Source organism: Trinickia symbiotica (assembly GCF_002934455.1).
GTDB lineage: Bacteria > Pseudomonadota > Gammaproteobacteria > Burkholderiales > Burkholderiaceae > Trinickia > Trinickia symbiotica.
In genome coordinates this window covers 456,679-480,769 of record NZ_PTIR01000002.1, presented here as the reverse complement: position 1 = coordinate 480,769, position 24,091 = coordinate 456,679, and the positions used below count along the sequence as shown (strand labels likewise).

Sequence of the window (24,091 nt, the reverse complement as noted above, 5' to 3'; positions counted from 1 at the left end):
ATCATGTCACCAATCGATATGCTGCGAAGACTTTCTCTCTTGATGCTATTGAGCGTGCTGGCCGGTGGTGTCGCTGCGGCCACGCTTCAATCGGTTGCGCCTGTCCAACTGCCGCATCGCGGCGGCGGGGTCGATGGACCGTACTTCCCGCGAACGCGGGCGACGGCGACGATGCCGACTACGGGCAACGACCTGGCCCAACAGGCGCAGCAGCGGCTCGACGCACGCCTTGGCGCTAACACGGTGCTCAGCAACGGCGCCGCGATCACCAAGACGCAAGCCCAAGCGAATGGGCTCGGCTATATCGCCAAGCACTTCGATCAGATCGACACGACGCACAGCGGGCGCGTCACGATGAGCGATGTCAGGCAGTACCTGCAGCAGCGTCAACGGCAATAAAGGCGCGTCGACGCCCGATCACGGAAGCGTCATGCTGCCCGCACGCGGATTCGCGCGCGGGCGTTTTTTTTTGCGCTGCCCGAGGAAAGGGGGAACAATGAGACAATGACCGGCGCGCAAGCGCGCCGCCCGGCCGTTAGCCGGTATCGATAACGACGCTCACTAGATGGGGATCGCAATGCGTCTTTTGCTCGCTTTGGTTTTGCCGTGGTTCCAGTTTTTCACGATCGGCCGTCCGTTCGCTGGAATCATCTGTCTTCTTCTCCAACTCACGGTTATCGGATGGGTGCCCGCCGCTATCTGGTCCGTTTATGCGTTGAGCCAGTACAAGACGGACAAGAAAATCGAGCGCGCATTGGAAAGCCGCGGCTGAGACGCTCGGAACGCTCGAGGTGCCCGTTCGGGTCCTACAACAAAGCCATAGACAACCGACATCTATGTCTCCGAAACGTATCGTGGCAAAGATCGCGATGTCGGCGAGTATGTGGGGAGGAGCGATTCTCGTCTTCTGCGCGAGCTTCCCCACAACCTATGCGCATGCTGAAGGTTCATTGGACTGTCAAAAACTCAACGCGGCGACGAGCGGCCCGGACGACAATTTCAGACCGCCGGCTTCCGCGACAGTCACGGGATCGGGGCGTGCCTATTTCTATTCGGCTCCCGCTCCTCAATGCCTGACCAAGCGTACCTTTATTGTTCCCGGCGACGTCGTGACGGTCTATAAGCCATACAAGACGTGGTACCAAGTGATGTATGTGAATAAGTCCGGCGAGGATTTCCAAGGGTGGGTCGAGGAAGGTCGTCTGCGCTTGGATGGCCAATTGGGCGGCGGTGATCAGTAGCCGGAAGCGCTTTATGCTTCATCGCGGGGCCAGCCCATCTGATGGATCCGCGCCACGAACTCCCGATCGATATTGGCGATCCGCGCGCATCCGATCAACGCGAGATCCACGTCGATTTCCCGCCGCAGCAGTCGCAGCGCATGCCGGACGCCAGCCTCGCCGCCCACCGCGAGTCCATACATCGCGGGCCGGCCCACGAGAACGAACCGCGCACCCAGTGCGAGCGCCTTCAGCACGTCGGTGCCGCGGCGCACCCCGCCATCGAGAATGACGGCCATGTCGCCCGCAACCGCGGCGATCTCGGGCAGCGCATCAAGCGTGGCGAGCGCACCGTCGAGTTGCCGGCCGCCATGGTTCGACACGATCACCCCATCGGCGCCGGCCTCTTTCGCGCGCCGTGCATCACCCGGATGAAGGATGCCTTTGATCAGCAGCTTGCCGTTCCACTGCTTCCTTATCCAGTCGATATCGCCCCAGTTGAGCGCCGCACGTCCGCTGCGGTGATCGCCGGTGGCCCCAGTGACGATAGGTCCGCCGCGCGTTGCGGTGAAATTCTCGAAGTGCGGGATGCCCCGCGTGGCCAGTGTCCGCGCGAACGTGGACCACATCCAGCGCGGCCTGGCGAGCCCGCCGAGCACGAGCCGAGTGCTCAAGCGCAGCGGCACGCTGAAGCCGTTGCGCAGCTCGTTTTCTCGTAGGGAAGCGAGCGGGACATCGACAGTCACCACCAGTACGGGGAAGCCCGCGGCTTCGACGCGCGCGAGTAGAGCGGCGATCGCGGCGCGATCGGCGCTCAAGTAGGCCTGATACCAGCTGCCGGGCGCGGCGTTCGAGATCGCTTCGAGCGGCACCGTCGACGCCGCGCTCAGAACGAAGGGCACGCGCTCGCTATGCGCGACACGGGCGAGTTGGAGGTCGCCGTCATGCGCGCACAGTCCGGCAAGCCCCATTGGCGCAATGCCGATCGGTGATGCATAGCGCACGCCGAGCAGTTCGACCTCCTGCGAGCGCTCGGCAACGCCGGTCAACATTCGCGGGACGAGTGCCCAACGAGCGAATGCGGCACGATTGCCCGCGAGCGCGCATTGGTCTTCGGCCGCGCCGCTAACGTAACCATAGATGCTGGCCGGCAACCTGCGGCGCGCACTGCGCTCGAGGTCGCCGATGGACAAATGACGCGCGAGTTTCATCGAGCGTTCGCCTCCGCTCCGGCATCGATGACTAAATTTGGCGTAAGGACGTGGGGTTCGGTGGGCAAGACGAGCACAGACGCTGTCCGCGCAGCGCGTGCGCGCTCGAAGGCCGAAGGAAAATCTTCAGTGCGCTCGACTTGCTCGGCATAGGCGCCATACGCGCGCGCGAGCCCGACGAAGTCGGGGCTTTTGAGCTCGGTGCCGATGACACGCCCCGGGTAGTGGCGGTGTTGATGCATGCGGATGCTGCCGTACATGCCGTTGTCCACGACGATCACGATGACGCGAGCGCCGTATTGCACCGCCGTCGCGAGTTCTTGACCCGTCATCAGGAAGCAACCGTCGCCCGCGAAGCAGACCGCCGGCCGCGTCGGTTCGTGCAATGCTGCCGCGATCGCGGCGGGCAATCCGTAGCCCATCGCCCCGCTCGTCGGGGCAAGCTGCGTGCGCCAGCCGCGATAACGAAAGAAGCGTTGCACCCACAACGTATAGTTGCCGGCGCCATTGCTGACGATCGCGTTCTCAGGCAGGGTCTCGTCGACGTGCGCCACAATCGCCGCAAGATCGATTGCCCCTTTGCTTGCGGGCGGCGTTCGCCGAGCTTCGTAGTCGGCGTGCGCGGCGCGAGTCCAATCGCTCCACCTGGAGTGGGCGGGCGCGGGCAATCGTGACAGCGCTTGCGCGAACTCGGCCATGCCGGCATTGATCGCGAGATGCGGACGGTAGACCCGCCCGAGTTCAGCGGCGTCGCGATGGACATGGACGAGCTTTGTCGCGGGCACCGGAACGGAAAACAGTTCATAGCCGTGTGTGCTCGTCTCGCCGAGCCGCGGTCCGATCGCAACAACGAGATCGGCTGCGCGCAGTCGTTCGGCGAGGGCCGGATCCATACCGAGCCCGGCTTCGCCCGCATAGTGCGGATCGCGATTGTCGAACAGGTCCTGCCGACGGAACGCGCAAACCACGGGCAAATGGAAGCGCGTGACGAACGCCTGCAAGTCGGCGCACGCGGCGGGAGTCCATGCGCCGCCACCGAGCAGGACGACCGGCCGCTGCGCCTCGTCGAGCAGCGTTCGCAGTTCGTCGATCTGCGCCCTGGCCGGCTCCATGGCGATCGACTGAGAGGGCAGTAGCGGCGGCACATTCTCCGCGGGAACGAGCTCGACGAGCATATCCTCGGGCAGCGCGATGACGACCGGGCCAGGTCGTCCCGACGTCGCCACATGGAATGCGCGGCTCACGATCTCGGGAATTCGCGCGGCGGACTCGATCTGCGTGACCCACTTCGCGACGTGGCCGTACATCTGGCGGTAATCGATCTCCTGCCACGCTTCGCGCTCGAGCGCATCGCGCGACACTTGACCGACGAAAACGATCATCGGCGTCGAGTCCTGCCTTGCCGTGTGTACGCCGATGCACGCGTTCGATGCGCCGGGGCCGCGCGTGACGAAGCAGATGCCCGGCCGATTCGTGAGCTTGCCGTGCGCTTCGGCCATATTGGCCGCGCCGCTCTCATGCCGGCAGACGATGAGGCGAATTTCATCGCGCACGTCGTAGAGCACATCGAGTACCGCGAGAAAGCTCTCGCCCGGCACCGTGAAGATCGTATCAGTTAGTTGTGTACGCAACGAATCGACGAGCAGACGCGCGCCTGTGAGAAATTCGGTTTCAAGGGTCATCGTTGGTCTTCCGCTTCTCTTTCGATGTCGAGATTGCCCCGCGTTTCGGGCACGATCAAGGCGCCGAGCAGAAACAGCGCCGAAATGCCGAATAGGAACCATGACAGAGTCGCGGGCAACCGCTGCATGTCGCGCGCGAACAGCGAGACGACCGTCGGCATCATGCCGCCGATGGCGAAGCCGATATTCCAGGAGAGACCGGTGCCGCTCGCGCGAATCGCCGTGGGAAAGCGCTCGTTCAGGAAGATCAGTAGCGGAGCGTAGGTCGCGCCGCCGAGAATCGCGAGCAGCAGCGCATAGGCGGCGAGCACGGGCACACTCGTCGTTCGCGTCATCAGCAGATAGAGCACCGGCAGCAGGGCGAGGCGCAGCACCCCCGCGCCGATGAAGACGGTCTTGCGGCCCAAACGCTCGGAGAGTGCGCCGATCGCGACGGCGGCGATCATCGAAAGGAGTCCGGTCGTCATCAGGATGGTCGACGTTGCGCTGTTCGGCAAGTGCTTGATGACTTTGAAAAACGTCGGCATATAGCCGGAACAGAGGTAGTAGCCCGCGCCGCTCGTGCCGGTCAGAATCACGTTGACGAGCATCACGCGGCGATGCGGCGGGGAAAACAGGACGCGCAGCGGCGACTTCTGCGCCACGCCTGCCGCCCGTCGCGCGGCGCGGTGCGCCTGTTGGGCTTTCCAGAACGGAGACTCTTCCAGCTTCGTGAATAGCAGCGCGCCGATCAGCGAGGTCAGCAGTCCGGCGAAAAACATCGTGCGCCAGCCCCAGACCTCGAACTGCGGGCCGGGAAACAGGTCGGACGCGACATAGAAAACGAACGAGGCGATGAGCCCGCCGATACCCGCGCCGCCGCCGCCGATCAAGCCCGAGACCGCGCCGCGCCAATGCCGCGGCACCGACTCGGTGCCGATCGTGTGGGAAGACGCCACCACGCCGCCGACGAACACGCCCTGCACGAGTCGCAGCAGCACGAAGATGACCGGCGCGGCGATGCCTACCTGGTGCACCGTCGGCAACGTGCCGAACACCGCGGTGGTGACGCCCACGCCGAGCACGGCGATCTTCATCGCACGCTTGCGGCCGTGGCGGTCCGCATAAGACCCGAACAGAGCCGAACCGAGCGGGCGCATCAGCAGCGTCACGGCGAACGATGCATAGACGCCGGCCAGCGAGAGCGTTGGATGTTCCGAAGGAAAAAAGAGCTTGCCGACTACGGGCGCCACATAGAGGAGCACGAAGAGATCGAAGAGATCCAATGCCCAGCCGAAACAGGAAGAGGCCGCGGCAATGACGATGCTGCGATTGCTCTGTGTCGTGGTGCTGCTAACGCCGCCAACGGTCGTATTCATTTCCTTGTGCTCCGTGAAGGGTCTCCAACGCTTTTTTCATACGGGGAAGGCAAGGCGATCGTCTCCCGCGATTAGGCGGCGCCGGCAGCCCTGCTCGCGTGCGGGCGACGGTTGGCGCGGGCCGCTTGCACACACTCAACACTCGGGCTCGTCCGATCCGCCGTTCCTGAACGAGTCGGCAAGGCCGCTCCATCGCTGCGGGATCTCGCCATGCTCGACGCCGAAGAGATCGAGGATGCGCCCGACCGTGTGGTCGACGACGTCCTCGATCGTCTTCGGATGCGCGTAGAAGGCGGGTACCGGCGGCATAGCGATGGCACCCATTTCGGTTGCGAGCGTCAGGTTGCGAAGATGTGCGAGATTGAGCGGCGTTTCGCGGACGACGAGCACGAGGCGCCGCCGCTCCTTGAGCGTCACGTCGGCCGCGCGCGTGAGCAGATTGTCGGCGAAGCCATGCGCGACCGCGGCGAGCGTCTTCATCGAGCAGGGAGCGATCACCATGCCGGCGGTGACGAACGATCCGCTCGCGATCGACGCGCCGATGTCGCGCACGTTGTGTACGACATCGGCAAGACGGTCGAGATCGGCGCGGCCGACGCCGAGTTCCTGGGCGGCCGTCACGGCGCCCGACGGCGAAACCACGAGATGCGTCTCGTGCGTGCCCAGGCGCCGCAGCGCCGCGAGCAAGCGCACGCCGATCATCGCACCGCTGGCGCCGGTGATGCCGACGACGAGGCGCGGCCTAGCCATTGGCACGGCTCATGTACGTGCCGAACGCGGCGTTGTCGGGCGCGACGAGCGCCGCGAGGTCCGCGGTCTCGAAGCCTGGAATGCGCACGCGCGTGAAGACGTGTCCGGAATAAACCAACGGGCGCGTCGCGTCGAGGCCCATCTTCGCGCTGATGCCCTGCATGTGCGGCGGCGCATCGTCGGGCAGGCCGACCGTCGTCGAAGGATCGAGCACGGACCCTTGCGCGCCCTCGATGACGACGAGATCGCGATCGGCCTGGAAGCGCGTGGCGATCGCCCATTCGACTTCGGCCGGATCATGGACGTCGACATCGGTATCGACGACGACGACCTGCTTGATGTCATAGTGCGCGCCGAATGCGCAGAGGATCACGTTCTTGGCTTCCCCTTCGCGCTTCTTGTCGAGCTGGACCCAGAGGTGATAGCGGCAGACGCCGCCGACGGACAACTCCACGTCCTTCACGTTCGGGTGGCTGCGTTGGAGATGACCGAGCAACGTCGCTTCGCGCGGGATCGCGCCGAGCAGCAAATGCTCCATCTCGGCGGGCACGATCGTGTGATAGATCGGATGGCGACGATGCGTGAGCGCGCGGACTTCAATGACTTCACGCGCCTCGCGCGCGCTGTAGTACTTCGGAAACTCGCCGAACGGTCCCTCCATTTCACGCGCGCCCGGCAGGATGCGCCCCTCGATGACGATCTCCGCATTGGCCGGCACACGCACTTCGTTCGTCTTGCATTTGACGACGGGCAGGGGCTCGCCGTGCAGCGCGCCAGCGATTTCGAGCTCGTCATGATCGATCGGCGTGATGGCTTGCGAGGCAAGCAGCGTGAGCGGATCGACGCCGATCGCGATGGCGACGTCCAGCGGTTCGCCATTGGCTTCGGCCGCGCTGTAGAACTCGTGGAGATGCCGCGGCAGCATCAGGATCCCCATTCGGTCGGGGCCGTGGACCTGGATGCGATTGATCGAGACGTTCTGGATACCGGTGCGCGGGTTGCGCGCGATGACGAGGCCCGCCGTAATGTACGGACCGTTGTCATGCTCGCTGTGCGTCGGTATCGGCAGCAGCGCGTAGAGATCGATGCCCGCGGTGTGCACGATCTGTTGGCACGCGGCTTCGTCCGCGTCGACTTCACGCCATGGCAACGGATGCGCCGCCGCATCGGAAAAGCGCCGCAGCAGGGCGTCTTCACTGACTCCCATCGCCTCCGCGATCCACGCCCGGCGTGACATGAAGCCGCTGACCACGGCGATCGAATGGGAGCCGGGGCGCATGAAACAGGCGGCCTGCCGCCCGTCGAGACGCTTCGCGATAGCGGCGAGCTCATGCTTCAGATCGACTGTGCGCTCGATGGTGGCGAGCCGACCTGTCCGGTCCAGATGCGCGAGCCAGTCGCGCAGCGTACGTGCGGGCGCCGCGCCGCTTTCGCGGACTCCGGCGGTTGCGGGCGCCGTCAACTCTCGTGAATTCATTGAAGGGGGTTCCTCTCTGGCCATGGCCGCCGATCGTCGTGAACGGCCGTCGCGCGGCAAGTCAATCGGCATTTGACGCAGCATAGCGAGTCGGACCTATAACGGCTAATATTGTTTTCTGATCGATCAAATCAGTCAGCGTGATATCGGTGTTGTCACTGATGTCGGCGCACTGGCTCGTCGCAGACATGGATATGTATCGCGAGCATTGAATCGGTCGAGGACGATTGATGACCGGGCGATCGATCGATCAGCGACGATGATGATAAAGGCGGCAATTTCCGCCGACGGCGAAACGACATGGACCTCAAGCAAATCCAATACTTCATTGCGCTCTTCGAGGATGGCTCGGTCACGCGCGCCGCGAAGCGGCTCAACATCGTTCAGCCCGCGCTCAGCATGCAGATCGCCAAGCTCGAGGACGAGCTCCACCAGACCTTGTTCGAGCGCGGAGCGCATGGCATGACGCCGACTGCCGCGGGCCGGCTCATGTATCGACTGTTTCTGCCGATCATGCGCGACCTTCAGCACGCGCGCATGCAACTGATGCAGCGCGACGAGATCGTGACGGGGCATGTATCGCTGGGACTCATCGCATCCGTCACCGAGACGGTGTTGGCGGATGCACTCTCGCGGTTTCACGCGCAGTATCCGCACGTCGAAGTGACGGTTGTGGACGGCTATAGCGCGACGTTCATCGATCTCGTCACCGGCGGCCAACTCGACGCCGCGCTGATCAACCGACCACGTGCGCGTCTGTCGCTCGATTCGGAGCCGCTTCTCGACGAAGAAATGGTGCTCGCAACCGGCGTCGCCGCCGGCCCGACGCTGCCTTCGGTGATCGAGTTCGGTCAGCTGCAGGACCTCGATCTCGTGCTGCCCACGAAGCGTCACGGATTGCGCGGCGTGCTCGATGCGGCGGCGCAAGCCGCCGATGTGTTGCTCGCGCCGCGCTTCGAGATCGACGTCCTCAGCGCGATCGTGAAGCTCGTCGAGACCACGCGCTTTGCGACGATTCTGCCGCGCATCGTCGTCGAGCGATCGGTTCAGCGAGGCACGATGCGGGCCCATCCGATTCTCGCGCCGCGCATCGTGCGCCACATCGTGCGCATCAGTCATCCGCGGCGCCCGCCCGGTGCGGCGACGGATGCACTGATCGCGATCATCGCCGACGAACTGCGCCAGGTATCGAGCACGGATACGCGCTAATACATTGCGGCTTCGTGCTCGGCCGTCTGAAACACGGCGACGGCGGCGATCAGCTGTTGCGTCTGATCGGCCATGAGGCTGGCGGCGGCCGATGCCTGCTCCACGAGCGCCGCATTCTGCTGCGTCACCTCGTCGATCTGCGCGATCGCGCGATTGACCTGCTCGATCCCTGTGCTCTGCTCCGTCGAGGCCGCGGCGATCTCGCCGATGATCCTTCTGACGCGCTCGATCGCTTCGACGATCTCGCGCATCGCACTGCCCGCTTGCTCCACGAGTGCCGAGCCGTCCTGAACGCGCGTGGTCGATTCAACGATGAGCTCCTTGATTTCCTTCGCCGCGGCAGCGCTGCGCTGGGCGAGCGTGCGCACTTCGCCGGCCACGACAGCGAATCCGCGGCCTTGCTCGCCGGCGCGCGCCGCTTCGACGGCCGCGTTCAATGCAAGGATGTTCGTCTGAAACGCGATTCCGTCGATGACGCCGATGATGTCGCCGATCTTGGTCGAGCTCGACGAAATCCCTTGCATCGTATCGATGACACGGCCGACGACGTCGCCGCCTCGCGCCGCGATCTCGGACGCGTTCGTCGCGAGGCCGTTCGCATGTCCCGCGCTTTCCGCATTCTGTTTGACCGTGGCGGTCAATTGCTCGATCGATGCCGCCGTTTGCTCGAGCGACGCAGCTTGTTCTTCCGTGCGCGCCGAAAGATCGGTATTGCCCGCGGCGATCTGCTGCGCGGCGGTCGTGAGATTTTCCGCGCTGCCGCGTATGCGGCCGACGATCGACGACAGATTGCGCTGCATGCGAGCCATGGCGGCGAGCAGGCTGCGATCGTCCGCCGTGCGCGCGGCAACGGAAGCCGTCAAGTCCCCATCGGCGACACGGCTCGCGATCTGAGCGGCGTAGTCGGGCTCGCCGCCCAACTGACGCCGGATGCCGCGCGTGATGCGGGTGGTCACCAGCGTGACGGCCCCGCCGATGGTGAGCATGAGCACGAGCGCGCGCAGCAGGATGCCGCGAAACATCGCGTCGATATCGTCGCTATAGACGCCGGTGATCAGGTTCCAGTCCCACGGTTCGAACCGGCGAACGTAGCTCAGTTTCGGCGTCGGCTTTCCCGTTTCGGGCTTCACGTAGACGTAGTTGACGAAGCCTTCGCCCTTCGATGCGACATCGATGATCTCGCGGATGTAGAGCTTGCCCGTGCCGTCCCGCGCGTCGAGCGTCAGTTTGCCGATCTGTGAGGGCACGGCCGGATGCATGAGCACGATCCCCTCGGAGTTGTCGACGAGGACGTAGCCGTTGCTGCCGTATCTCATCTCCTTGATGCGTGCCAACGCTTCGCGCTTGGCCTGCTCGAGCGGCAGCGTTCCGTTCTGGGCTTGCTGATAGTAGGCATTGGCGACGTTGGTGGCGATGTCGATCACGCCCTTCAGCGAGGCTTCCCGCTCAGCGATCATCAGTGAGCGGGCTTTGAAGGCGTCGAATACACCAAGCGACAACAGGCCCAGCCAGACGGCGATGGTCACGATCCAGAGGCGCTGACTCAGCGATAGTTTTGTCATCTGTCGATACGGCGGCGTGCGCATGCGCGCCAGGATGGTTGCAATCACCGATCATCTACGGCGTGCAAGGGGGATAACTTTATGCAGGGAGGGGCGTCATCAGCGTAAATTATTCGTCTTATCAATAACGCTGATCGAATTGCCGCTTCTCGAGCGTCGATCGGCTCACCAGCCCCCAAGAAGTCTCACTGTTCAGCCAATACGAATAGTCAAGAATCAAATAGGAATCGGCTTGTGCCGGCCATGTCGGCTGTCCTATCCTGACGCGTTGGCGACCGGAGGGCTGGCATATGGACCGCATTCAGGCAATGGAGGTTTTTACCCGCGTGGTGGACGCGAACAGCTTTACGCGGGCCGCTGAGACGCTCAGCATGCCGCGCGCGACGGTGACGACGACGATCCAGAACCTCGAGGCGTTGCTGGGCGTGCGACTGATGCACCGGACGACGCGGCGGCTCTCGCTGACGCCCGACGGCGCCGCGTACTACGAGCACTGCATGAAGATTCTCTCGGAGATCGCGGAAGCCGACGCCAGCTTCCAGCAGGGCAACCGCAAGCCGAGCGGTTCGCTGAGGGTGCACATGCCGGGCGCCATCGGGCGCCGGCTCGTAATTCCGGCGCTCTCGATCTTTCATCAGCGCTATCCGGATATCACGCTCGATCTGGGGCTGTCGGATCGGCCCGTCGATCCGATCGAGGAAGGGGTCGACTGCATGATTCGGGTCGGGCCGCTCGAGGACTCGTCGCTGGTCGCCCGCCGGATCGGCACGTTGAAGCGCGTTACCTGCGCATCGCCCGAGTATCTGAAGCGATACGGCGAGCCGAGGACGATTGCCGACCTCGAGGGCCATCGCGCCGTGAATTTTCGGATGAGCCATGACGGCCGTCCCCATCCGTGGGTATTCATGATCGACCGGAAGCCTGTCGAAGTCAGGGTGAAGGGCGCCCTCATGGTCAATGATTCCGACGCCTACGTCACTTGCGGCGTGGAGGGCTTCGGGTTGATTCAGCCGACGCTCTTCATGGTGTTGCCGCATCTGCTCGACGGATCGCTGCAAGAGGTTTTGCCGGATTTCAATCCGAAGCCGAAGCCCATTTCGATCGTCTATCCGCACAACCGTCATCTGTCCGCGAAAGTCCGGGTGTTCGCCGAATGGGTGGCCGAGCTTTTCGAGTCGACGCCGGCGCTCGAAGGCGGCGATGACTGGCGCGGCGGCTCGCCGAGCGGCGCACGTGCCGCCAGCGGGAAGAAGCGCCCCCAGGAAAGCGGCCATGTAGCGGCCTGACGTATGCCCCGTTGACGCTTTTCGGCGGATGGCTTGGACCTGTCGACGGGCTGACCGCGCGCGGCTGGCGCAAAAAGTGCGAGCACCTTCCACAGGGATCTCGACGCGTTGCGCCTGCCGCCGGCACGGACGCCGTTGGGGGGACGCCACCATGAAGGTATCGCTCGATAGCCCGCTTCTTACCGATCTGTACGAATTGACGATGCTGCAGGCGTACTTCGACGGCGGCATGAACGACTCGGCGAGCTTCGAGTTATTCGTCAGATCGTTGCCGCCTCAGCGCAACTTCCTCATGGCGGCGGGGCTCGAGCAGGTGCTCGACTACCTCGAGAAACTGCGGTTCACGGAAGACGACCTCGCGCTCCTTGCTCGAACCGGCCGGTTCAAGCCGGGGTTCCTCCGTTCGCTCGGGACGCTGCACTTCACCGGAGACGTCGATGCGATCCGCGAAGGCACCGTCTTCTTTCCGGACGAGCCCGTTTTGCGGATCACGGCCCCCATGCGCGAGGCCCAGCTCGTCGAAAGCCGCGTGATGAACCTGATCCACTATCAGACGGTCGTGGCGAGCAAAGCCGCGCGTATCGTACTCGCGGCGCCCGATGCGCAGCTCATCGACTTTGGGCTGCGCCGTGCGCACGGCTCGGAGGCCGCGCTGCTTTCCGCGCGTGCAAGCTATCTCGCGGGCTTCACGGGAACGGCGACGCTTGCCGCCGGCGTGCGCTTCGGAATATCGGTCCACGGCACGATGGCGCACTCGTATGTGCAGGCGCACGCGAACGAAACTCAGGCCTTCGAGGACTTCGCTCATTCTCAGCCGGCCAATACCACGTTGCTGATCGATACGTACGATACCGAAGCGGCCGCGCGCAAGATAGTCGACCTCGCTCGCCGCGTCGCGCGATACGGCATCGCGATCAAGGCGGTCCGGATCGATAGCGGCGATCTGGGCGAGCATGCGCGCCGCGTGCGGCGCATCCTCGACGAGGGCGGATTGCCGTACGTCACGATTTTCGCGAGCGGCAATCTGGACGAATACCGTGTGCGCGATCTCGTCGCGGCCCATGCTCCGATCGACGGCTTCGGCGTGGGCACGCGCATGAATACCTCCGCCGATGCTCCTTACCTGGATTTTGCCTACAAGCTCGTCGAATATGCGCACCAGCCGCGGCGCAAGCGTTCCGAGGGCAAGGCGACCTGGCCGGCGCGCAAGGCCGTCTTTCGGCAGGTGGACCGGCACGGTGTGATGACTCGCGATTGCCTCGCGCTCGCGGACGAAAGGCGAGACGGCATTGCGCTGCTGGAGCCGGTCATGGTGGCGGGTGCGCGCCGCAAAGGCCAGCCGAACCTCGCGGCCAGCCGCGACCACGCGCGCCGCCAATTGATGGCGCTGCCACTTGCGTTGCAAAGCCTGGAGCCTGCCGATCCGTATCCCGTTGCGGTATCCGATGCGTTAAAGCATCTGGCGCAGCGTCTGGATGCTAGCGCTCCCGCATCAACGAAAAACCAGGAATAAACCGTCGTGTCTCCCGGTACCTCCGGCGTGGCGTTCCTGCATCGAGCACGAGCGTCACTCGCAACCGGCGCGCACCGCATTGAGCGATCCGTGCCGGGCCTCGCCCGTATCTCGCTGGAGAAAGTCCATGAAGACGCTGACGGTAATTTCAATTGCCGCATTCGCGGTTTGTACCACGCAGGCAATGGCGGCAGGAAACGAAGACACGCCAAGCACGACATCGAACGACGCCACGGTGATGACGCAGAACGCCGTGGGCGCGCAACCGGCTGCTGGCATGGAGAGCGGTGCTCCCATGGGCAAGACGCGGGCCGAGGTGTATCAAGAGCTGCTCCGCGCGCAAAAAGACGGGACGTTGGATCGCTTGAACGCGCTTTATGGGGGAGGTCAGTAAGGCGTTCGTCTCGGTGAGGAGGGCGCCGGTCAAGAACGGCTGGCGCTCGCACGAGGTTTGCTTGATCGATGATGTCGCTCAAGGAGAACCTCGATGACTAAGCAGGAACAACGATGCTTCAACGTAGGGCCCGGACTTCGCGGATTGCTATCGGCATTCGCCACGCTCGGGGCGACCGATTCGACCGCCGCGCTTCCGCAGCCTGACGCCTTTCAGTTGCCCTCGAACGATTGGATTCCGAACAACCCGCGTTTGCCCGTGCTCGTGTATCGACGCGCGGTGCCCATCATCGGCTCGGATCCCGCTGCGCGCTTCGAGCAGCTCTTCAGTCAGAACGGTTGGCCGCCGCACTGGCGAGACGGTGTCTACGATTTCCATCATTTCCACCCGTCGACGCACGAAGTGCTCGGTTTCGCGCGTGGCAGGGCGCGTGTCATTCTCGGTGGCCCGCCGCCGGTCGGGCGCGAAGTCGAAGTCGAGGCGGGCGACGTCGTCGTTCTGCCCGCGGGCACAGCGCACTGCAGGATCGAGGCGAGCTCCGATTTTCTCGTGGTCGGCGCCTATCCACCCAATCAGGACACCGCCATCAGTCGCGAGGCGTTGAGCGAGGCAGAGCACGAGGCGATGCTTGCCGTCGACTTTCCGGAAAGCGACCCGTTGACGGGTGCGGGCGGTCCGTTGACCCGGTTGTGGAAGACCCCTTAGCGAGTCGCGACGAGCCGTCGAGCTTCCGCCGGTCGTCGAGAGATAGGTCATTGTTACCGAGGCATGAGGTTCGTTACGGGAAAACATCGATAAAGATTTCCTGACAAGCTGCCGTTATCCGGTCCATACGGGGAAAGCACAACATCCAAGCTTGACAGGGGATCGACAGTGAGCCAACAACGCACTTCGTGGTCGCGGGCGGCCGCGCCGGGTGAGGTCATCTATTCCGAAGGTTACGCCGGAGAGCCGGTCATCTATGTGATCGCGGACGGCAAGGTCGAGATCTCGACCAATTGCGACGACAAGAAGGTCGTGCTCGCCACCCTCGGCAAGGGCGAGTTTTTCGGCGAAGCCGCGTTGCTGCCGCCCGAACCGAAAGCGCATACGGCGAAGGCGTTGACGTTCTGCCAACTGACGGTCATCCAGGCGGGAATGGTCGAGCAGGAGCTCGAGCGCGCCTCGCCGCTGTTGCGGCATATCGTGCGCTCGACGATCCGCCGACTGCGAAAGCGCGACGATCTGCTCGCGACCTATACGCATGCCGATTTCCTGCCGGGCGTGCTCTCGTACGCGCATGTCCTTTCGTTGATGGCAGGATCGGAAAACGCCGACTCGGGAGATGGCTGGGCGCGTCGCGGCCAGTCCGACGAAGTCTCGGTGCCGCTCGTCGACGTCATCAAGAAATGCCGGGCCATCGCGGGGCATTCGCGCCCACACGTCATGACGATGTTGAAGCGGATGGAAAAGCTCAATCTCATCACGCTGCAGTCGGGCACCACGGAGCACTTCAGCAGCAACGCCGCGCGCTATGCGGCGAACGACGGCGCCGCGGCACGCCAGCTCGTCACATTCGACCCGGCGCGGATCACGGAGCGTGCGCAACAGGTGGCCGACGAGGATCTCGATATCGCGATCAACAGCGAGCTCGAGCTGATCGATCTGACGGATCTCGAGGCGCTGATCGGCGTCGACAAATCCGTGATCCTCAACAAGCTCTCGCACGCCGAGATCGCGGAGGACGTGTTCGCGTTCCGCAAGACCAAGGTGCTCAACTACGTCGAGGAGAAGGGCGTCGCCTACTTCTCGCGCCGCAATCCGCGCAGGGTGACCGAGGTGAAGTCGCTCGAGGACCTGGCGTACGTCGATCAGCGCACGCTCTTCGAAGCCATCAGCCAGACCGATACCTACGATCTCGCGAAGCTCTTCGCCTCGATGACGGACCAATCGGTCGTGGACCGCCTGTTGGCCGTGATGACGGAAACGCGCAGGAACGAAATTGCGTGGGTCATGCGTCGCGACATCAAGATCGACCCCGTCGAGGTGGGCGACATCGAGGTGCGCTTCCTCGAAACGGTGAAGGCGCTCAAATCGGCCCCGACGGCCGGCGCGGCCTGATTGCACGACAGCCTCACCAAACTGGAATAGATCGGCTATGGATCTGCTTACGTTATTCGGTGCCATTTTCGGTACCGCCGCAATCGCCACCGGCTTCTGGCTCGAAGGCGGCGACTTCACGTCGCTGCTGCAGGCCGAGGCGCTCGTCGTCGTGCTCGGCGGCACACTTGGCGCGGTGATGATACAGAACACCTGGGCGCGTTTTTTTGATGGCGTGAAGCAACTCGCGCTCGCGTTCTCGAAGCCGAAGCAGGTCGATCGCGCGAATCTTGCGTTGCTGCTCGAATGGGGCGATCAGGCCAAGGTCAACGGTCTGCTCGCGTTCGAATCGATCGATTCGAACGGCATCGACGCTTTCGCCAAACGCGGCCTCGACTTGCTGGCGAACGGCGTGCCGACGCCGGTGCTCGAAGATGCATTGCGCAGGGAGCTCGACGCTTACGAGCGCAATCGCATGGCCGCGGCGAAGATCTGGCAGCAGGCCGGCGGCTACGCGCCGACGTTCGGTATCCTCGGCGCCGTCCTCGGCCTCATTCACGTGACGGGTCATATCCTCGAGCCCGCTTCGCTCGGACGCGGCATTGCCGCGGCGTTTACGGCGACGCTCTATGGTCTCGGTCTCGCTAATCTCATCTTCTTGCCGCTCTACGGCAAGATCAAGGCGCAGGTCGATTCGGAGCTGCGCTTCCGAAGGCTCTATTTCGACGGCTTGCTCGCCATATCGCGCAAGGAATCGCCGCAAACGATCGAAACCCGTCTCGCCGGAGATATCCGCGAACGATCGGCTGAATTGCTCGGCTGACTTACAGGTGCAGCGTCTGCCGGTCCCTTTCGATTCGGCAGTCGAACGGAGCGTCCGAGGACATGGAATTTTCATCGATCAGCAAGCCGCCCGGCACTTCGCCGCGCGATCAGGAGCATGAGGACGAAGCCCGCTCCGAGCGCTGGCTTCTTTCCTATGCCGATCTCGTCACGACCTTGATGGTCTTCTTCCTCGCAATGTACATTCTGCAGCTCGCGAAAACGAAGGAGTCCGAAATGAAAGCCGCGGCCGCTCAGGCGGTGCCCGTGGCCGTGGCGCCATCCGTCGCGCAGCCCGATCTTGCACGCAGGGCTCGGCTCGTCGCGCTGCTCGCGCCGCTCGTCGACCGGCGCGAAGTGACCGTGAAGGAGACGCCGCAGGGGATCGAAATCGCGATCAATGCGAGGGTTCTTTTCAATTCCGGCGAGGCGCGACTGTTGCCCGACGGCCTCGACGATCTCACGCGCGTCGCTGAGGTATTGAAGAAAGGCTCGCCGAGGAGCATCCTCGTCGAAGGCCATACCGACAGCGCGCCGATCGCGACGGCTCAATATGCCTCGAACTGGGAGCTTTCGGCTGCGCGAGCGGGGGCCGTCGTGCGCTTCCTCGTCGAGCGGGGGATCGAGCCGGGCCGCCTTGCCGCAATCGGGCGGGCCGACAACGATCCGCTCGCGCTTGGCGACGATGCCGTGGCGCGCGCCGCGAACCGACGCGTGACGATTGTCGCGCAGTATTAGGGGCTGGCAGTTGCTGTAGATAGCCCCAGGCTGGCACGCTTCTCGCGGCGTTCGGTTGTTCTTCTTCCTTCGGGCGAGTCAGACAGCCAAATGAAACCTTCGAGCGAGAAGCCGCATTCCCACGCGCGGGTGGCCAGCCAGGTGCGCGGCCGCCTGCGCGTCAAGTTCGACCATCGATCGCGCAGCAAGGCGCAGCTCGAGCGCATCGAGCAATACCTCGAGTCGAAGCACGGCATCGGCGATGTCGTCGTCAATGCGGCGACCGGCAGCATGACGATTCCCTACGATCATGCGAAAGTCGACGGGAAGGGGATCTTTCAGTTCTTAGAGGACCTCGACGTCGTAGTCGAGTCCACGCTGCATCCGCCGGCCGTCGACGAGGCCGGACTGGAGTCTGGCCGCCATCCGGGCTTCACAGAAGCGATCGACGATCTCGATGCCTATGTGCGCCGCGCGATCGGCATGCCAATGAATTTGCGGCTCGTGCTGCCGCTCGCGCTCGTGGCCGCCGGCGCGTGGTCCATCGCGAGGCGCGGGCTCATGATCGAAACCGTGCCCGGCTGGGTCTTTCTGTGGCTCGCATTCGATACTTTCGTGAAGCTGCATCCCGAACGCGGGCCGGCGCCTCATCCCGCGCCCGATTTCGCTAGCCGTCGCTGAATGTGATTTCGCAATCGGTGGATCACCCACCGGCAGCGCGAAACCGCACGTCTATAATGGATTTCTTTGCGGAGGGCGCGTCATGGCCGGACTGGACGACTTCTTCAGGGGCAACCTCTTGGCGGGGCTCGCGGTTGGCGTCGGTGCAGTAGTGCTTGCACCGGTCGTATTGCCCGTCGTTGCCGCCGTCTCGAAGCCGCTTGCGAAATCGGTGATCAAGACAGGCGTCATTCTTTTCGACAAAGGCAGAGAGGCCGCCGCGGAAATGGCCGAGGTGTTCGAAGACCTCGTGGCCGAGGCGCGCGCCGAACTCGAGCATCCGCGCGAAGGCGCAATCGTCGAAGGAATGTCCGCGGCGGGTGCGGCGCACGGGGCGAACGGCGGCGAAGCGGCCACATCTTCTTCTTCACAGGATCATCCCGGTGCCTCTTGACGAAGCGCAGCTCACGCATCGGATTGCGGGGAGGCTGCGCATCAAACTGCGCTCGCGGCGTCGCGACGCCGCGTACTTTTCTGACCTGTCGCGGCGTCTCGCGCAATGCGACGGCGTGACGGATGTGCATGCGAGTCCGCTGACGGGCAGCATACTGATCCGGCATACGACGACAGTCGACGCGATTGCGACCTATGCGGATCGGCATGGGTTGTTCTCGCTTCGGCCCCCGCGCGTCTCGTCGGAGGAAAGCGCGCCTGCGCGCGCCCATGCGGTGATGCGCCGCGAGCCGGCGATCGCCCGCCGCAAACCCGGCGAGTCTCACGAGGAGCGCGAGCGAGCGCAGGCGCGCAGACTCAGTGCCACGCTTGCCGGCCTCGGTACGCTGCAAACGGTCAGGGGGCAGATCATGGCCCCCGCCGTCACGCTGTTCTGGTACGCCTATGACGCGTGGCGTGCTCGTCCTCGCGCGCGTACTGATTCTCCTGCGCCCCTGCCGCCCGTACCCGTACCGCCAGCAGCGGGCGACGACGCGGATCCCAATCGGCGATAAAGCTTGCGTCGCCCGGGGCGAAAAAATCGCATGCCTTCCGCGAAAATCAGCGCGCTTTAATCAAGCCGTCACATCGACGCGTTGCAATAACGCATGACGCCGAGCTATCGGCATGGATGTGTAACGGGGCGCTTGCAAGGATGGCAGAGTCAGAGTATTTCGCGGATCACGTTCATCACGTGCCCGGCCGGCTTCGACTGAAGCTTTCGGCGATCAAACGGAACGACGCGCGCGCGCGCCTTGCCGCGCAGCAGCTGTGCGTGCTCGATGGAGTGCGCAGCGCGATCGGTAACTCGCTTACCGGCAGCCTCGTCGTGCGTTTCGACCCCCAGTTCGTCAGCGCCGAGCGGATCTTCGCCGAACTCAAGGCGTGCGGCTTGCTCGAAGCGCGAGCGATTCCCTATGTGACTGCCCCGGCGGCGACGATGCCGCAGATGGGCGGTATTGCACGGGCAATGCCTTCCCGGTCGCTCGCGGATGCGCTCGTCGACAAGACGATCGAAGCGCTGGTCGAGCGCTGCGCGATCGCGCTCGTCGCGGCATTGATCTAACGTAATCCAAAAAGAAACGCTCAACGCGGCTCGCGCGGCCCGTTGCGCACGGCCAGCGCCGGCTTCGTCGATTCGTTCAGCAGATAGGGCGCCGTCGCACCGGCGGCGATGGCCAGCGCATCGAGCACATCGATGCGCGACAGTCCGAGCATTCCATTCAACCCCGGAGTCACACTGGCAAGCAGTTGCAGCGCCACCGAGCCGCCGATCGCGAGATCGAGTTGCCGGTTGCGTGGCCGCTTGACGATGCTGAGCGCGCCGCGCGTCGACGAACGGCAGCTATACGCATGCAAGAGCTGAGCGAGCGTGAGCGTCATGAACGAAACGGTCCCAGCCGCCGCGCCCACACCGTGACGCATCGCCGCGAAGGCATGACTCGCGAGCGCCCCGCCGCTGATCGCGAGCGCTTCCTTGCCGTACCGGAGCATGTCCGCGCGCTGCACGATCGCTTCACCGGGATCGCGCGGCGGTCTTTGCAGCACGTCGGGTTCGGGAGGCTCCACGGCGAGCGCGAGGGCAGGGAAGACGTCGCTCAGAAGATTGATCCAGAGCAGCTGCATCGGCGTGAGCGGCTGGCCGATACCGAGGCCGAAAGCCGACAGCGTCACGATGATTTCGCTCATGTTCGTCGAGACGAGAAAGTGCACCGATTTGCGGATGTTGTTGTAAATGGTGCGACCCTGACTCATCGCGATCGTCAGCGTTTGGAGATCGTCGTCTTCCAGGACGACGTCCGCCACTTCGCGTGCCAGATCCGTGCTGTGACGCCCCATCGCCACGCTGATGTCCGCGGCTTTGAGCGCGGGACCATCGTTGACCCCGTCACCGACCATTGCAATGACCTGGTTCTGGCGTTGCAGCCTGCGCACGATACTGAGCTTTTGCGCGGCGCTCGCACGCGCGAAAATGTCGGCGTCCGCGGCAAGCTCGGCGAAGGCGGCTTCGTCGATGCCGTTGATCTGCGTCGAGTCAACGACGATCGCGCCGCCGTTGGTTCCGATGCCGAGCGTCTTGCCGATCGCCTGCGCCGTGACGCTCTGGTCGCCGGTGATGATGACGGTCTTGATGCCGGCTCTTTCGAAGAGGGCGATCAGCTCCTTCGCTCCCTCGCGGATCGGGTCGGCGAGTCCCAGCATGCCGAGCCAGCAAAGGCCGCGCGAATCCACGCCCAGCGTTTCGTCGCCTGACGCATAGGCGAACCCGAGCAAACGCAGCCCGCTGCCGCCCATCTCGACGTTCGCCTCGGTAATGCGGCGGCGATTTTCGTCGTCCAGTGGAAGGCGTTGACCGTCTTTCATCTGCTCGTCGCAAAGCGCAAGCACCTCGACCGGATTGCCTTTGACGGCGAGGATATGCCCTCCCGATTCCGCATGCCGATGCAGCGTGCACATGTAGTTTCGATCTTCGGCGCGATACGCGATCTTCAGCTGCGGATGACGCATGCGCACGGCATTGACGTCGATGCCGGCGGCGAGCGCCAGCTCGACGAGCGCGATTTCGGTCGAGGAACCGTCGAGACGATAGCGCGGCGCCGTGCCTCGCAACTGCACTTCATTGCAGAGCACGGCGACGTGCATGAGCCTCAGCACGTCCTCGCGCGCGAAGAGATCGATTCGACCTTGCGGCGAATACAGGAGACCGTCCATCACGGCGCTGCGCTCGCCGTTCGCATGCATGGCGAGCACGCGCATGCGGTTGACCGTCAGTGTGCCGGTCTTGTCGAAGCAGACGGTATGGACGGCACCGAGCGTTTCGACGGCGTCGAGCCGGCGCACGAGCACGTTTTGCCGGCGCATGCGGCGGATGCCGAGAGCGAGCGTCGTCGTCGCGACGGTCGGGAGTCCTTCGGGCACCGCGGCGACGGCGAGCGATACCGACGCCTTGAACATCTCGAGCAAGCCCCGCCCGCGCAGCAGGCCCAGCACGAAGACCAGGCCGCAGATCGCGGCCGCGATTCGCACCGTCTGATTCCCGAGGCGTTCCATCTGCCGCTGCATCGGCGTGGCCGGCGGGCGCGTGGTGCCGACGAGCGTTTGAATGAGACCGATCTCGGTGGCGCGTCCGATGGCGACGACTACGGCGAGGCCGTTGCCCGTGACGATCGTCGTGCCCATATAGACCATGCAGGTCCGATCCGCGAGCGCGACGTCCTCGCTATCGGTGCGATTCGACGACTTATTTGCCGCCACGCTTTCGCCTGTCAGCGCGGACTCGTCGGCGGACAGTTGCCGGGCTTCGATCACGCGTGCATCCGCGGGCACGTAGGCACCGCCCGACAGCACGAGTATGTCGCCGACCACGAGATCGCTGGCGTCGATCCGGCGCAAGGCCCCGTTGCGCAGCACGAGCGCATGCCGTTCCGTGTCCTCGCTGAGCGCGTCGATCGCACGTTCGGTCTGCGCCTCGGTCGCATAGCCGATCACCGCATTCACGATCACGACTCCGGTGATCAGCAAGGCATCGGCGAGCCCCCCGGTGGCGATCGAGACGACGGCCGAACTCGCCAGGAGCGCAACAGGCAAGCTCTTGAATTGCGACACGAACATGGCGAGCGGCGAGCGACGCTGCGGCCGCTGCAGGCGATTCGGCCCGTTCGCGAGCCGCCGCCGCCGCGCTGCGTGCTCGGACAGACCGCGAAGCCTCGACGAGCCGAGCGCGAGCAACACTTCCTTCGCATCGAGCACGTGCCACGGCCGCGCGGCCTGGCCGAGCTGACCGGCACTTGTGCGCGCACGCTCTTTGCGGTCCTGTTCGCGCGCGGCAAACGGAGGATGAAGAACGCGTGCCGTTGCGCTTTCACTTGCGCTGGCAGACGGTGGCGAATGATTCGGAGTGAAACCGTTTGGCGGCTCGCCGGCCAGCGCGGCGATCTCGGCCACCGGGATCGCCGGATCGAACCATATCAGCGCGTTTCCCGTCAGCGAGCTGGCTTCGACACGGCGGACGGGGCCGCGGGCAGTCAAACTCTGCGCAAAGGCGTTGCACGCCGCTTCGTCGCGGTAGAGTCGCGGTACATGCAATCTTGCGCGCCCTGGCACGGCCGAGTGCAAGACGACGGCCGCGTTCGCTGCATCAGGCATCGCGGCAGGCTCGCCCGGCGCGCGCGTAAGCGCGGTGGCGAGAGCCGCATCGGAACGCCCGTTCATGAGTGTTCTTCGTCGTCAGCGGTTGAGAGACCAAGCATAGGTCAATCTGATGCGAATGCCAGCCGTTTAGGGATAGCCCCAAGGGTCGCCTAGAATGACGGCCAGTCCACGAGGTTCTCGCGATCGACCGCAAATGAAACGAGACAAACGACAGCAACGACCCGACAAAGCGCGCGACCTGCGGCGTATGAAAGCGGCCGCGACAGGGCTGCTGATTGCGATGATCGCGCTCTTCGCCGTTTCGGCGTTTTTCGAGCGAGCATATCCTGTGCTCGGTTTCGTCCGCGCGTTCGCCGAGGCGGGCATGGCCGGCGGCATCGCGGATTGGTTCGCCGTCACGGCCTTGTTTCGGCACCCGCTGCGTCTGCCGTTGCCGCATACGGCGATCATCCCGCGCAACAAAGACCGTATCGGCGAGAACCTTGGCAATTTCTTCGAGCAGAATTTTCTATCGCAGGAAGACATCGCGGCGAAGCTTGCCGACGTCGATCTTTCGGGCGCATTCGTGCGATGGATCGGCAAGCCCGAGCAGACGGGGCAGATCGCCGACTATCTGGCTGGGCTGATGCCGGACTTGTTGGCCAGTGTCGGCACCGAGGATGTCGAGCAATTCACGCGCAGCGCGCTCGCGGCACGCATCCGCGAGATCGAGCTTGCGCCGCTCGTGGGCGGCGTGCTCACGCAAGTGGCGCGAACCATCGACTACGATGCGCTCATTACGCCTGCGCTCGAAGAGCTGGCGTTGCTCTTTCACGAGAACCACGACCTGATCCGCCGCCGCGTGCGCGAAGGCACTGGATGGATATGGCAGCGCATCGCGCTCGACGATAAGGTCGCCGACGCGGTCATTCGCGTCATCGACGAAGCGATGACCGACGTGCGCGACAATCGCGATCATCCATGGCGGCGCCGCTTCGGCGAGTTCGCGCATGAGCTGATCGCCGGGCTCGCCGCGTCGCCGGCCTATCTGGCGAAATGCGAGGCATGGCGCGAGCAGTTGCTCGAGCATCCTGCGTTCGCAGCTTGGGTCGGCAGCCTTTGGAGCGAGCTCGTCGAACAAACGCGCATGGACGCGCAGGCACCCGATTCGGTCGTGAAGGCGCGACTGCAGACGCTCATTACGCAATGGACGCGCGAAGCGTTGCGCGATGAAGCATTACGCTCGCGGATGAACGAGCGGGCGCGAGAGGCGATCCTCGATATGATGCCCGCTCAGCGGCACGAGCTCGCGCGACTGATTGCCGACACGGTGCGGCGTTGGGATACCGCGACCGTGACGGAAAAACTCGAAGTGGAGGTGGGGCGCGATCTGCAATTCGTCCGAGTCAACGGAACGTTGATCGGGGGCATGGTGGGTCTGGTGCTGCACGCGCTTGGAACGCTTTTCTGATTTTCCGAGGGGGGCGCCGCCGCTCTCGTGAACCACGGCCACCCACCCAGGCGAAGC

23 protein-coding genes are annotated in these 24,091 nt (G+C 64.2%); 16 read left to right on the top strand and 7 right to left on the bottom strand.

What is annotated here, in order from left to right:
- Nucleotides 1-3: 3 nt before the first annotated feature.
- The 3 genes from B0G57_RS05950 (at nt 4) to B0G57_RS05940 (ending at nt 1,241) form a co-directional block, all read left to right on the top strand.
- A complete protein-coding gene (locus B0G57_RS05950) occupies nt 4-399 on the top strand; it encodes a hypothetical protein (RefSeq protein ID WP_035468241.1) in 396 nt (131 codons plus the stop codon).
- A 178-nt stretch (nt 400-577) separates the two neighbouring features.
- The gene (locus B0G57_RS05945; RefSeq protein WP_026229392.1) at nt 578-772 is read left to right on the top strand and encodes a YqaE/Pmp3 family membrane protein; all 195 of its coding nucleotides are present in this window, start codon (nt 578-580) and stop codon (nt 770-772) included.
- Between the two features lie 64 nt (nt 773-836).
- Nucleotides 837-1,241 carry a hypothetical protein gene (locus tag B0G57_RS05940; RefSeq protein ID WP_018439190.1) on the top strand — a complete coding sequence of 135 codons (405 nt, stop codon included), beginning with the start codon at nt 837-839 and terminating at the stop codon, nt 1,239-1,241.
- Between the two features lie 11 nt (nt 1,242-1,252).
- Here the strand turns inward: B0G57_RS05940 and B0G57_RS05935 are convergent, their stop codons facing one another.
- The 5 genes from B0G57_RS05935 to B0G57_RS05915 all read right to left on the bottom strand — a co-directional run bounded on the left by B0G57_RS05935 (nt 1,253) and on the right by B0G57_RS05915 (nt 7,698).
- Nucleotides 1,253-2,431, bottom strand: a complete 1,179-nt coding sequence (locus B0G57_RS05935) for an alpha-hydroxy acid oxidase (protein ID WP_018439191.1) — start codon at nt 2,429-2,431, stop codon at nt 1,253-1,255.
- The gene (locus tag B0G57_RS05930) at nt 2,428-4,113 is read right to left on the bottom strand and encodes a thiamine pyrophosphate-binding protein (protein ID WP_018439192.1); all 1,686 of its coding nucleotides are present in this window, start codon (nt 4,111-4,113) and stop codon (nt 2,428-2,430) included. Before B0G57_RS05930 ends, B0G57_RS05935 begins: the two co-directional genes overlap by 4 nt.
- Entirely contained in the window at nt 4,110-5,471 is a 1,362-nt protein-coding gene (locus B0G57_RS05925; RefSeq protein WP_018439193.1) for an MFS transporter, read from the bottom strand. The genes B0G57_RS05930 and B0G57_RS05925 overlap by 4 nt, the downstream gene beginning before the upstream one ends.
- Before the next feature lie 135 nt (nt 5,472-5,606).
- The gene (locus B0G57_RS05920) at nt 5,607-6,221 is read right to left on the bottom strand and encodes a UbiX family flavin prenyltransferase (RefSeq protein ID WP_018439194.1); all 615 of its coding nucleotides are present in this window, start codon (nt 6,219-6,221) and stop codon (nt 5,607-5,609) included.
- Nucleotides 6,214-7,698 (bottom strand): UbiD family decarboxylase, encoded by a 1,485-nt coding sequence (locus tag B0G57_RS05915; RefSeq protein ID WP_020566016.1) that lies wholly within the window; start codon nt 7,696-7,698, stop codon nt 6,214-6,216. The genes B0G57_RS05920 and B0G57_RS05915 overlap by 8 nt, the downstream gene beginning before the upstream one ends.
- Nucleotides 7,699-7,998: 300 nt before the next feature.
- Here B0G57_RS05915 and B0G57_RS05910 point away from each other — a divergent pair, with 300 nt between their 5' ends.
- Nucleotides 7,999-8,907 (top strand): LysR family transcriptional regulator, encoded by a 909-nt coding sequence (locus tag B0G57_RS05910; RefSeq protein WP_018439196.1) that lies wholly within the window; start codon nt 7,999-8,001, stop codon nt 8,905-8,907.
- On the opposite strand, the gene B0G57_RS05905 is transcribed toward B0G57_RS05910, so the two are convergent.
- On the bottom strand, nt 8,904-10,469 hold the full coding sequence (locus B0G57_RS05905; RefSeq protein WP_018439197.1) for a methyl-accepting chemotaxis protein: 1,566 nt from the start codon (nt 10,467-10,469) through the stop codon (nt 8,904-8,906). The two genes, B0G57_RS05910 and B0G57_RS05905, sit on opposite strands and share 4 nt — an antisense overlap.
- A gap of 290 nt (nt 10,470-10,759) precedes the next feature.
- Here B0G57_RS05905 and B0G57_RS05900 point away from each other — a divergent pair, with 290 nt between their 5' ends.
- The 11 genes from B0G57_RS05900 to B0G57_RS05850 all read left to right on the top strand — a co-directional run bounded on the left by B0G57_RS05900 (nt 10,760) and on the right by B0G57_RS05850 (nt 19,498).
- The gene (locus B0G57_RS05900; protein ID WP_051089971.1) at nt 10,760-11,755 is read left to right on the top strand and encodes a LysR family transcriptional regulator; all 996 of its coding nucleotides are present in this window, start codon (nt 10,760-10,762) and stop codon (nt 11,753-11,755) included.
- Nucleotides 11,756-11,906: 151 nt separating this feature from the next.
- Nucleotides 11,907-13,268 carry a nicotinate phosphoribosyltransferase gene (locus tag B0G57_RS05895; protein ID WP_018439199.1) on the top strand — a complete coding sequence of 454 codons (1,362 nt, stop codon included), beginning with the start codon at nt 11,907-11,909 and terminating at the stop codon, nt 13,266-13,268.
- 127 nt (nt 13,269-13,395) lie between these two features.
- On the top strand, nt 13,396-13,662 hold the full coding sequence (locus B0G57_RS05890; RefSeq protein ID WP_026229393.1) for a DUF4148 domain-containing protein: 267 nt from the start codon (nt 13,396-13,398) through the stop codon (nt 13,660-13,662).
- Between the two features lie 93 nt (nt 13,663-13,755).
- Nucleotides 13,756-14,367 carry a cupin domain-containing protein gene (locus tag B0G57_RS05885; RefSeq protein WP_026229394.1) on the top strand — a complete coding sequence of 204 codons (612 nt, stop codon included), beginning with the start codon at nt 13,756-13,758 and terminating at the stop codon, nt 14,365-14,367.
- 168 nt (nt 14,368-14,535) lie between these two features.
- Nucleotides 14,536-15,762 carry a Crp/Fnr family transcriptional regulator gene (locus B0G57_RS05880; RefSeq protein ID WP_018439203.1) on the top strand — a complete coding sequence of 409 codons (1,227 nt, stop codon included), beginning with the start codon at nt 14,536-14,538 and terminating at the stop codon, nt 15,760-15,762.
- A gap of 37 nt (nt 15,763-15,799) precedes the next feature.
- The gene (locus B0G57_RS05875; protein WP_018439204.1) at nt 15,800-16,564 is read left to right on the top strand and encodes a flagellar motor protein; all 765 of its coding nucleotides are present in this window, start codon (nt 15,800-15,802) and stop codon (nt 16,562-16,564) included.
- 62 nt (nt 16,565-16,626) lie between these two features.
- Nucleotides 16,627-17,301, top strand: a complete 675-nt coding sequence (locus B0G57_RS05870) for an OmpA/MotB family protein (RefSeq protein WP_018439205.1) — start codon at nt 16,627-16,629, stop codon at nt 17,299-17,301.
- A 90-nt stretch (nt 17,302-17,391) separates the two neighbouring features.
- Nucleotides 17,392-17,961, top strand: coding sequence for an HMA2 domain-containing protein (locus B0G57_RS05865; protein WP_102606726.1), 570 nt, complete (start codon nt 17,392-17,394; stop codon nt 17,959-17,961).
- Between the two features lie 82 nt (nt 17,962-18,043).
- The gene (locus B0G57_RS05860) at nt 18,044-18,394 is read left to right on the top strand and encodes a DUF5132 domain-containing protein (protein WP_018439207.1); all 351 of its coding nucleotides are present in this window, start codon (nt 18,044-18,046) and stop codon (nt 18,392-18,394) included.
- Nucleotides 18,384-18,947, top strand: coding sequence for a hypothetical protein (locus B0G57_RS05855; RefSeq protein WP_018439208.1), 564 nt, complete (start codon nt 18,384-18,386; stop codon nt 18,945-18,947). The genes B0G57_RS05860 and B0G57_RS05855 overlap by 11 nt, the downstream gene beginning before the upstream one ends.
- A gap of 140 nt (nt 18,948-19,087) precedes the next feature.
- Complete coding sequence (locus tag B0G57_RS05850) at nt 19,088-19,498, top strand: HMA2 domain-containing protein (protein ID WP_018439209.1); 411 nt, start codon at nt 19,088-19,090, stop codon at nt 19,496-19,498.
- A 20-nt stretch (nt 19,499-19,518) separates the two neighbouring features.
- On the opposite strand, the gene B0G57_RS05845 is transcribed toward B0G57_RS05850, so the two are convergent.
- Nucleotides 19,519-22,644 (bottom strand): cation-translocating P-type ATPase, encoded by a 3,126-nt coding sequence (locus tag B0G57_RS05845; protein ID WP_018439210.1) that lies wholly within the window; start codon nt 22,642-22,644, stop codon nt 19,519-19,521.
- Between the two features lie 133 nt (nt 22,645-22,777).
- On the opposite strand from B0G57_RS05845, the gene B0G57_RS05840 reads away from it, so the two are divergent.
- Nucleotides 22,778-24,034: a DUF445 domain-containing protein gene (locus tag B0G57_RS05840; protein ID WP_018439211.1), complete on the top strand. Its 1,257-nt coding sequence runs from the start codon at nt 22,778-22,780 to the stop codon at nt 24,032-24,034.
- Nucleotides 24,035-24,091 lie beyond the last annotated feature (57 nt).

Excerpts from the sequence above, each read along its gene's own strand:
- B0G57_RS05950 (WP_035468241.1), top strand. The coding sequence starts at position 4 with ATGTCACCAATCGATATGCTGCGAAGACTTTCTCTCTTGATGCTATTG.
- B0G57_RS05910 (WP_018439196.1), top strand. The coding sequence starts at position 7,999 with ATGGACCTCAAGCAAATCCAATACTTCATTGCGCTCTTCGAGGATGGC.
- B0G57_RS05920 (WP_018439194.1), bottom strand. The coding sequence starts at position 6,221 with ATGGCTAGGCCGCGCCTCGTCGTCGGCATCACCGGCGCCAGCGGTGCG.
- B0G57_RS05915 (WP_020566016.1), bottom strand. The coding sequence starts at position 7,698 with ATGAATTCACGAGAGTTGACGGCGCCCGCAACCGCCGGAGTCCGCGAA.
- B0G57_RS05865 (WP_102606726.1), top strand. The coding sequence starts at position 17,392 with ATGAAACCTTCGAGCGAGAAGCCGCATTCCCACGCGCGGGTGGCCAGC.
- B0G57_RS05875 (WP_018439204.1), top strand. The coding sequence starts at position 15,800 with ATGGATCTGCTTACGTTATTCGGTGCCATTTTCGGTACCGCCGCAATC.
- B0G57_RS05945 (WP_026229392.1), top strand. The coding sequence starts at position 578 with ATGCGTCTTTTGCTCGCTTTGGTTTTGCCGTGGTTCCAGTTTTTCACG.
- B0G57_RS05860 (WP_018439207.1), top strand. The coding sequence starts at position 18,044 with ATGGCCGGACTGGACGACTTCTTCAGGGGCAACCTCTTGGCGGGGCTC.
- B0G57_RS05935 (WP_018439191.1), bottom strand. The coding sequence starts at position 2,431 with ATGAAACTCGCGCGTCATTTGTCCATCGGCGACCTCGAGCGCAGTGCG.
- B0G57_RS05940 (WP_018439190.1), top strand. The coding sequence starts at position 837 with ATGTCTCCGAAACGTATCGTGGCAAAGATCGCGATGTCGGCGAGTATG.
- B0G57_RS05925 (WP_018439193.1), bottom strand. The coding sequence starts at position 5,471 with ATGAATACGACCGTTGGCGGCGTTAGCAGCACCACGACACAGAGCAAT.
- B0G57_RS05885 (WP_026229394.1), top strand. The coding sequence starts at position 13,756 with ATGACTAAGCAGGAACAACGATGCTTCAACGTAGGGCCCGGACTTCGC.
- B0G57_RS05900 (WP_051089971.1), top strand. The coding sequence starts at position 10,760 with ATGGACCGCATTCAGGCAATGGAGGTTTTTACCCGCGTGGTGGACGCG.
- B0G57_RS05890 (WP_026229393.1), top strand. The coding sequence starts at position 13,396 with ATGAAGACGCTGACGGTAATTTCAATTGCCGCATTCGCGGTTTGTACC.
- B0G57_RS05930 (WP_018439192.1), bottom strand. The coding sequence starts at position 4,113 with ATGACCCTTGAAACCGAATTTCTCACAGGCGCGCGTCTGCTCGTCGAT.
- B0G57_RS05895 (WP_018439199.1), top strand. The coding sequence starts at position 11,907 with ATGAAGGTATCGCTCGATAGCCCGCTTCTTACCGATCTGTACGAATTG.
- B0G57_RS05905 (WP_018439197.1), bottom strand. The coding sequence starts at position 10,469 with ATGACAAAACTATCGCTGAGTCAGCGCCTCTGGATCGTGACCATCGCC.
- B0G57_RS05870 (WP_018439205.1), top strand. The coding sequence starts at position 16,627 with ATGGAATTTTCATCGATCAGCAAGCCGCCCGGCACTTCGCCGCGCGAT.
- B0G57_RS05840 (WP_018439211.1), top strand. The coding sequence starts at position 22,778 with ATGAAACGAGACAAACGACAGCAACGACCCGACAAAGCGCGCGACCTG.
- B0G57_RS05845 (WP_018439210.1), bottom strand. The coding sequence starts at position 22,644 with ATGAACGGGCGTTCCGATGCGGCTCTCGCCACCGCGCTTACGCGCGCG.
- B0G57_RS05850 (WP_018439209.1), top strand. The coding sequence starts at position 19,088 with ATGGCAGAGTCAGAGTATTTCGCGGATCACGTTCATCACGTGCCCGGC.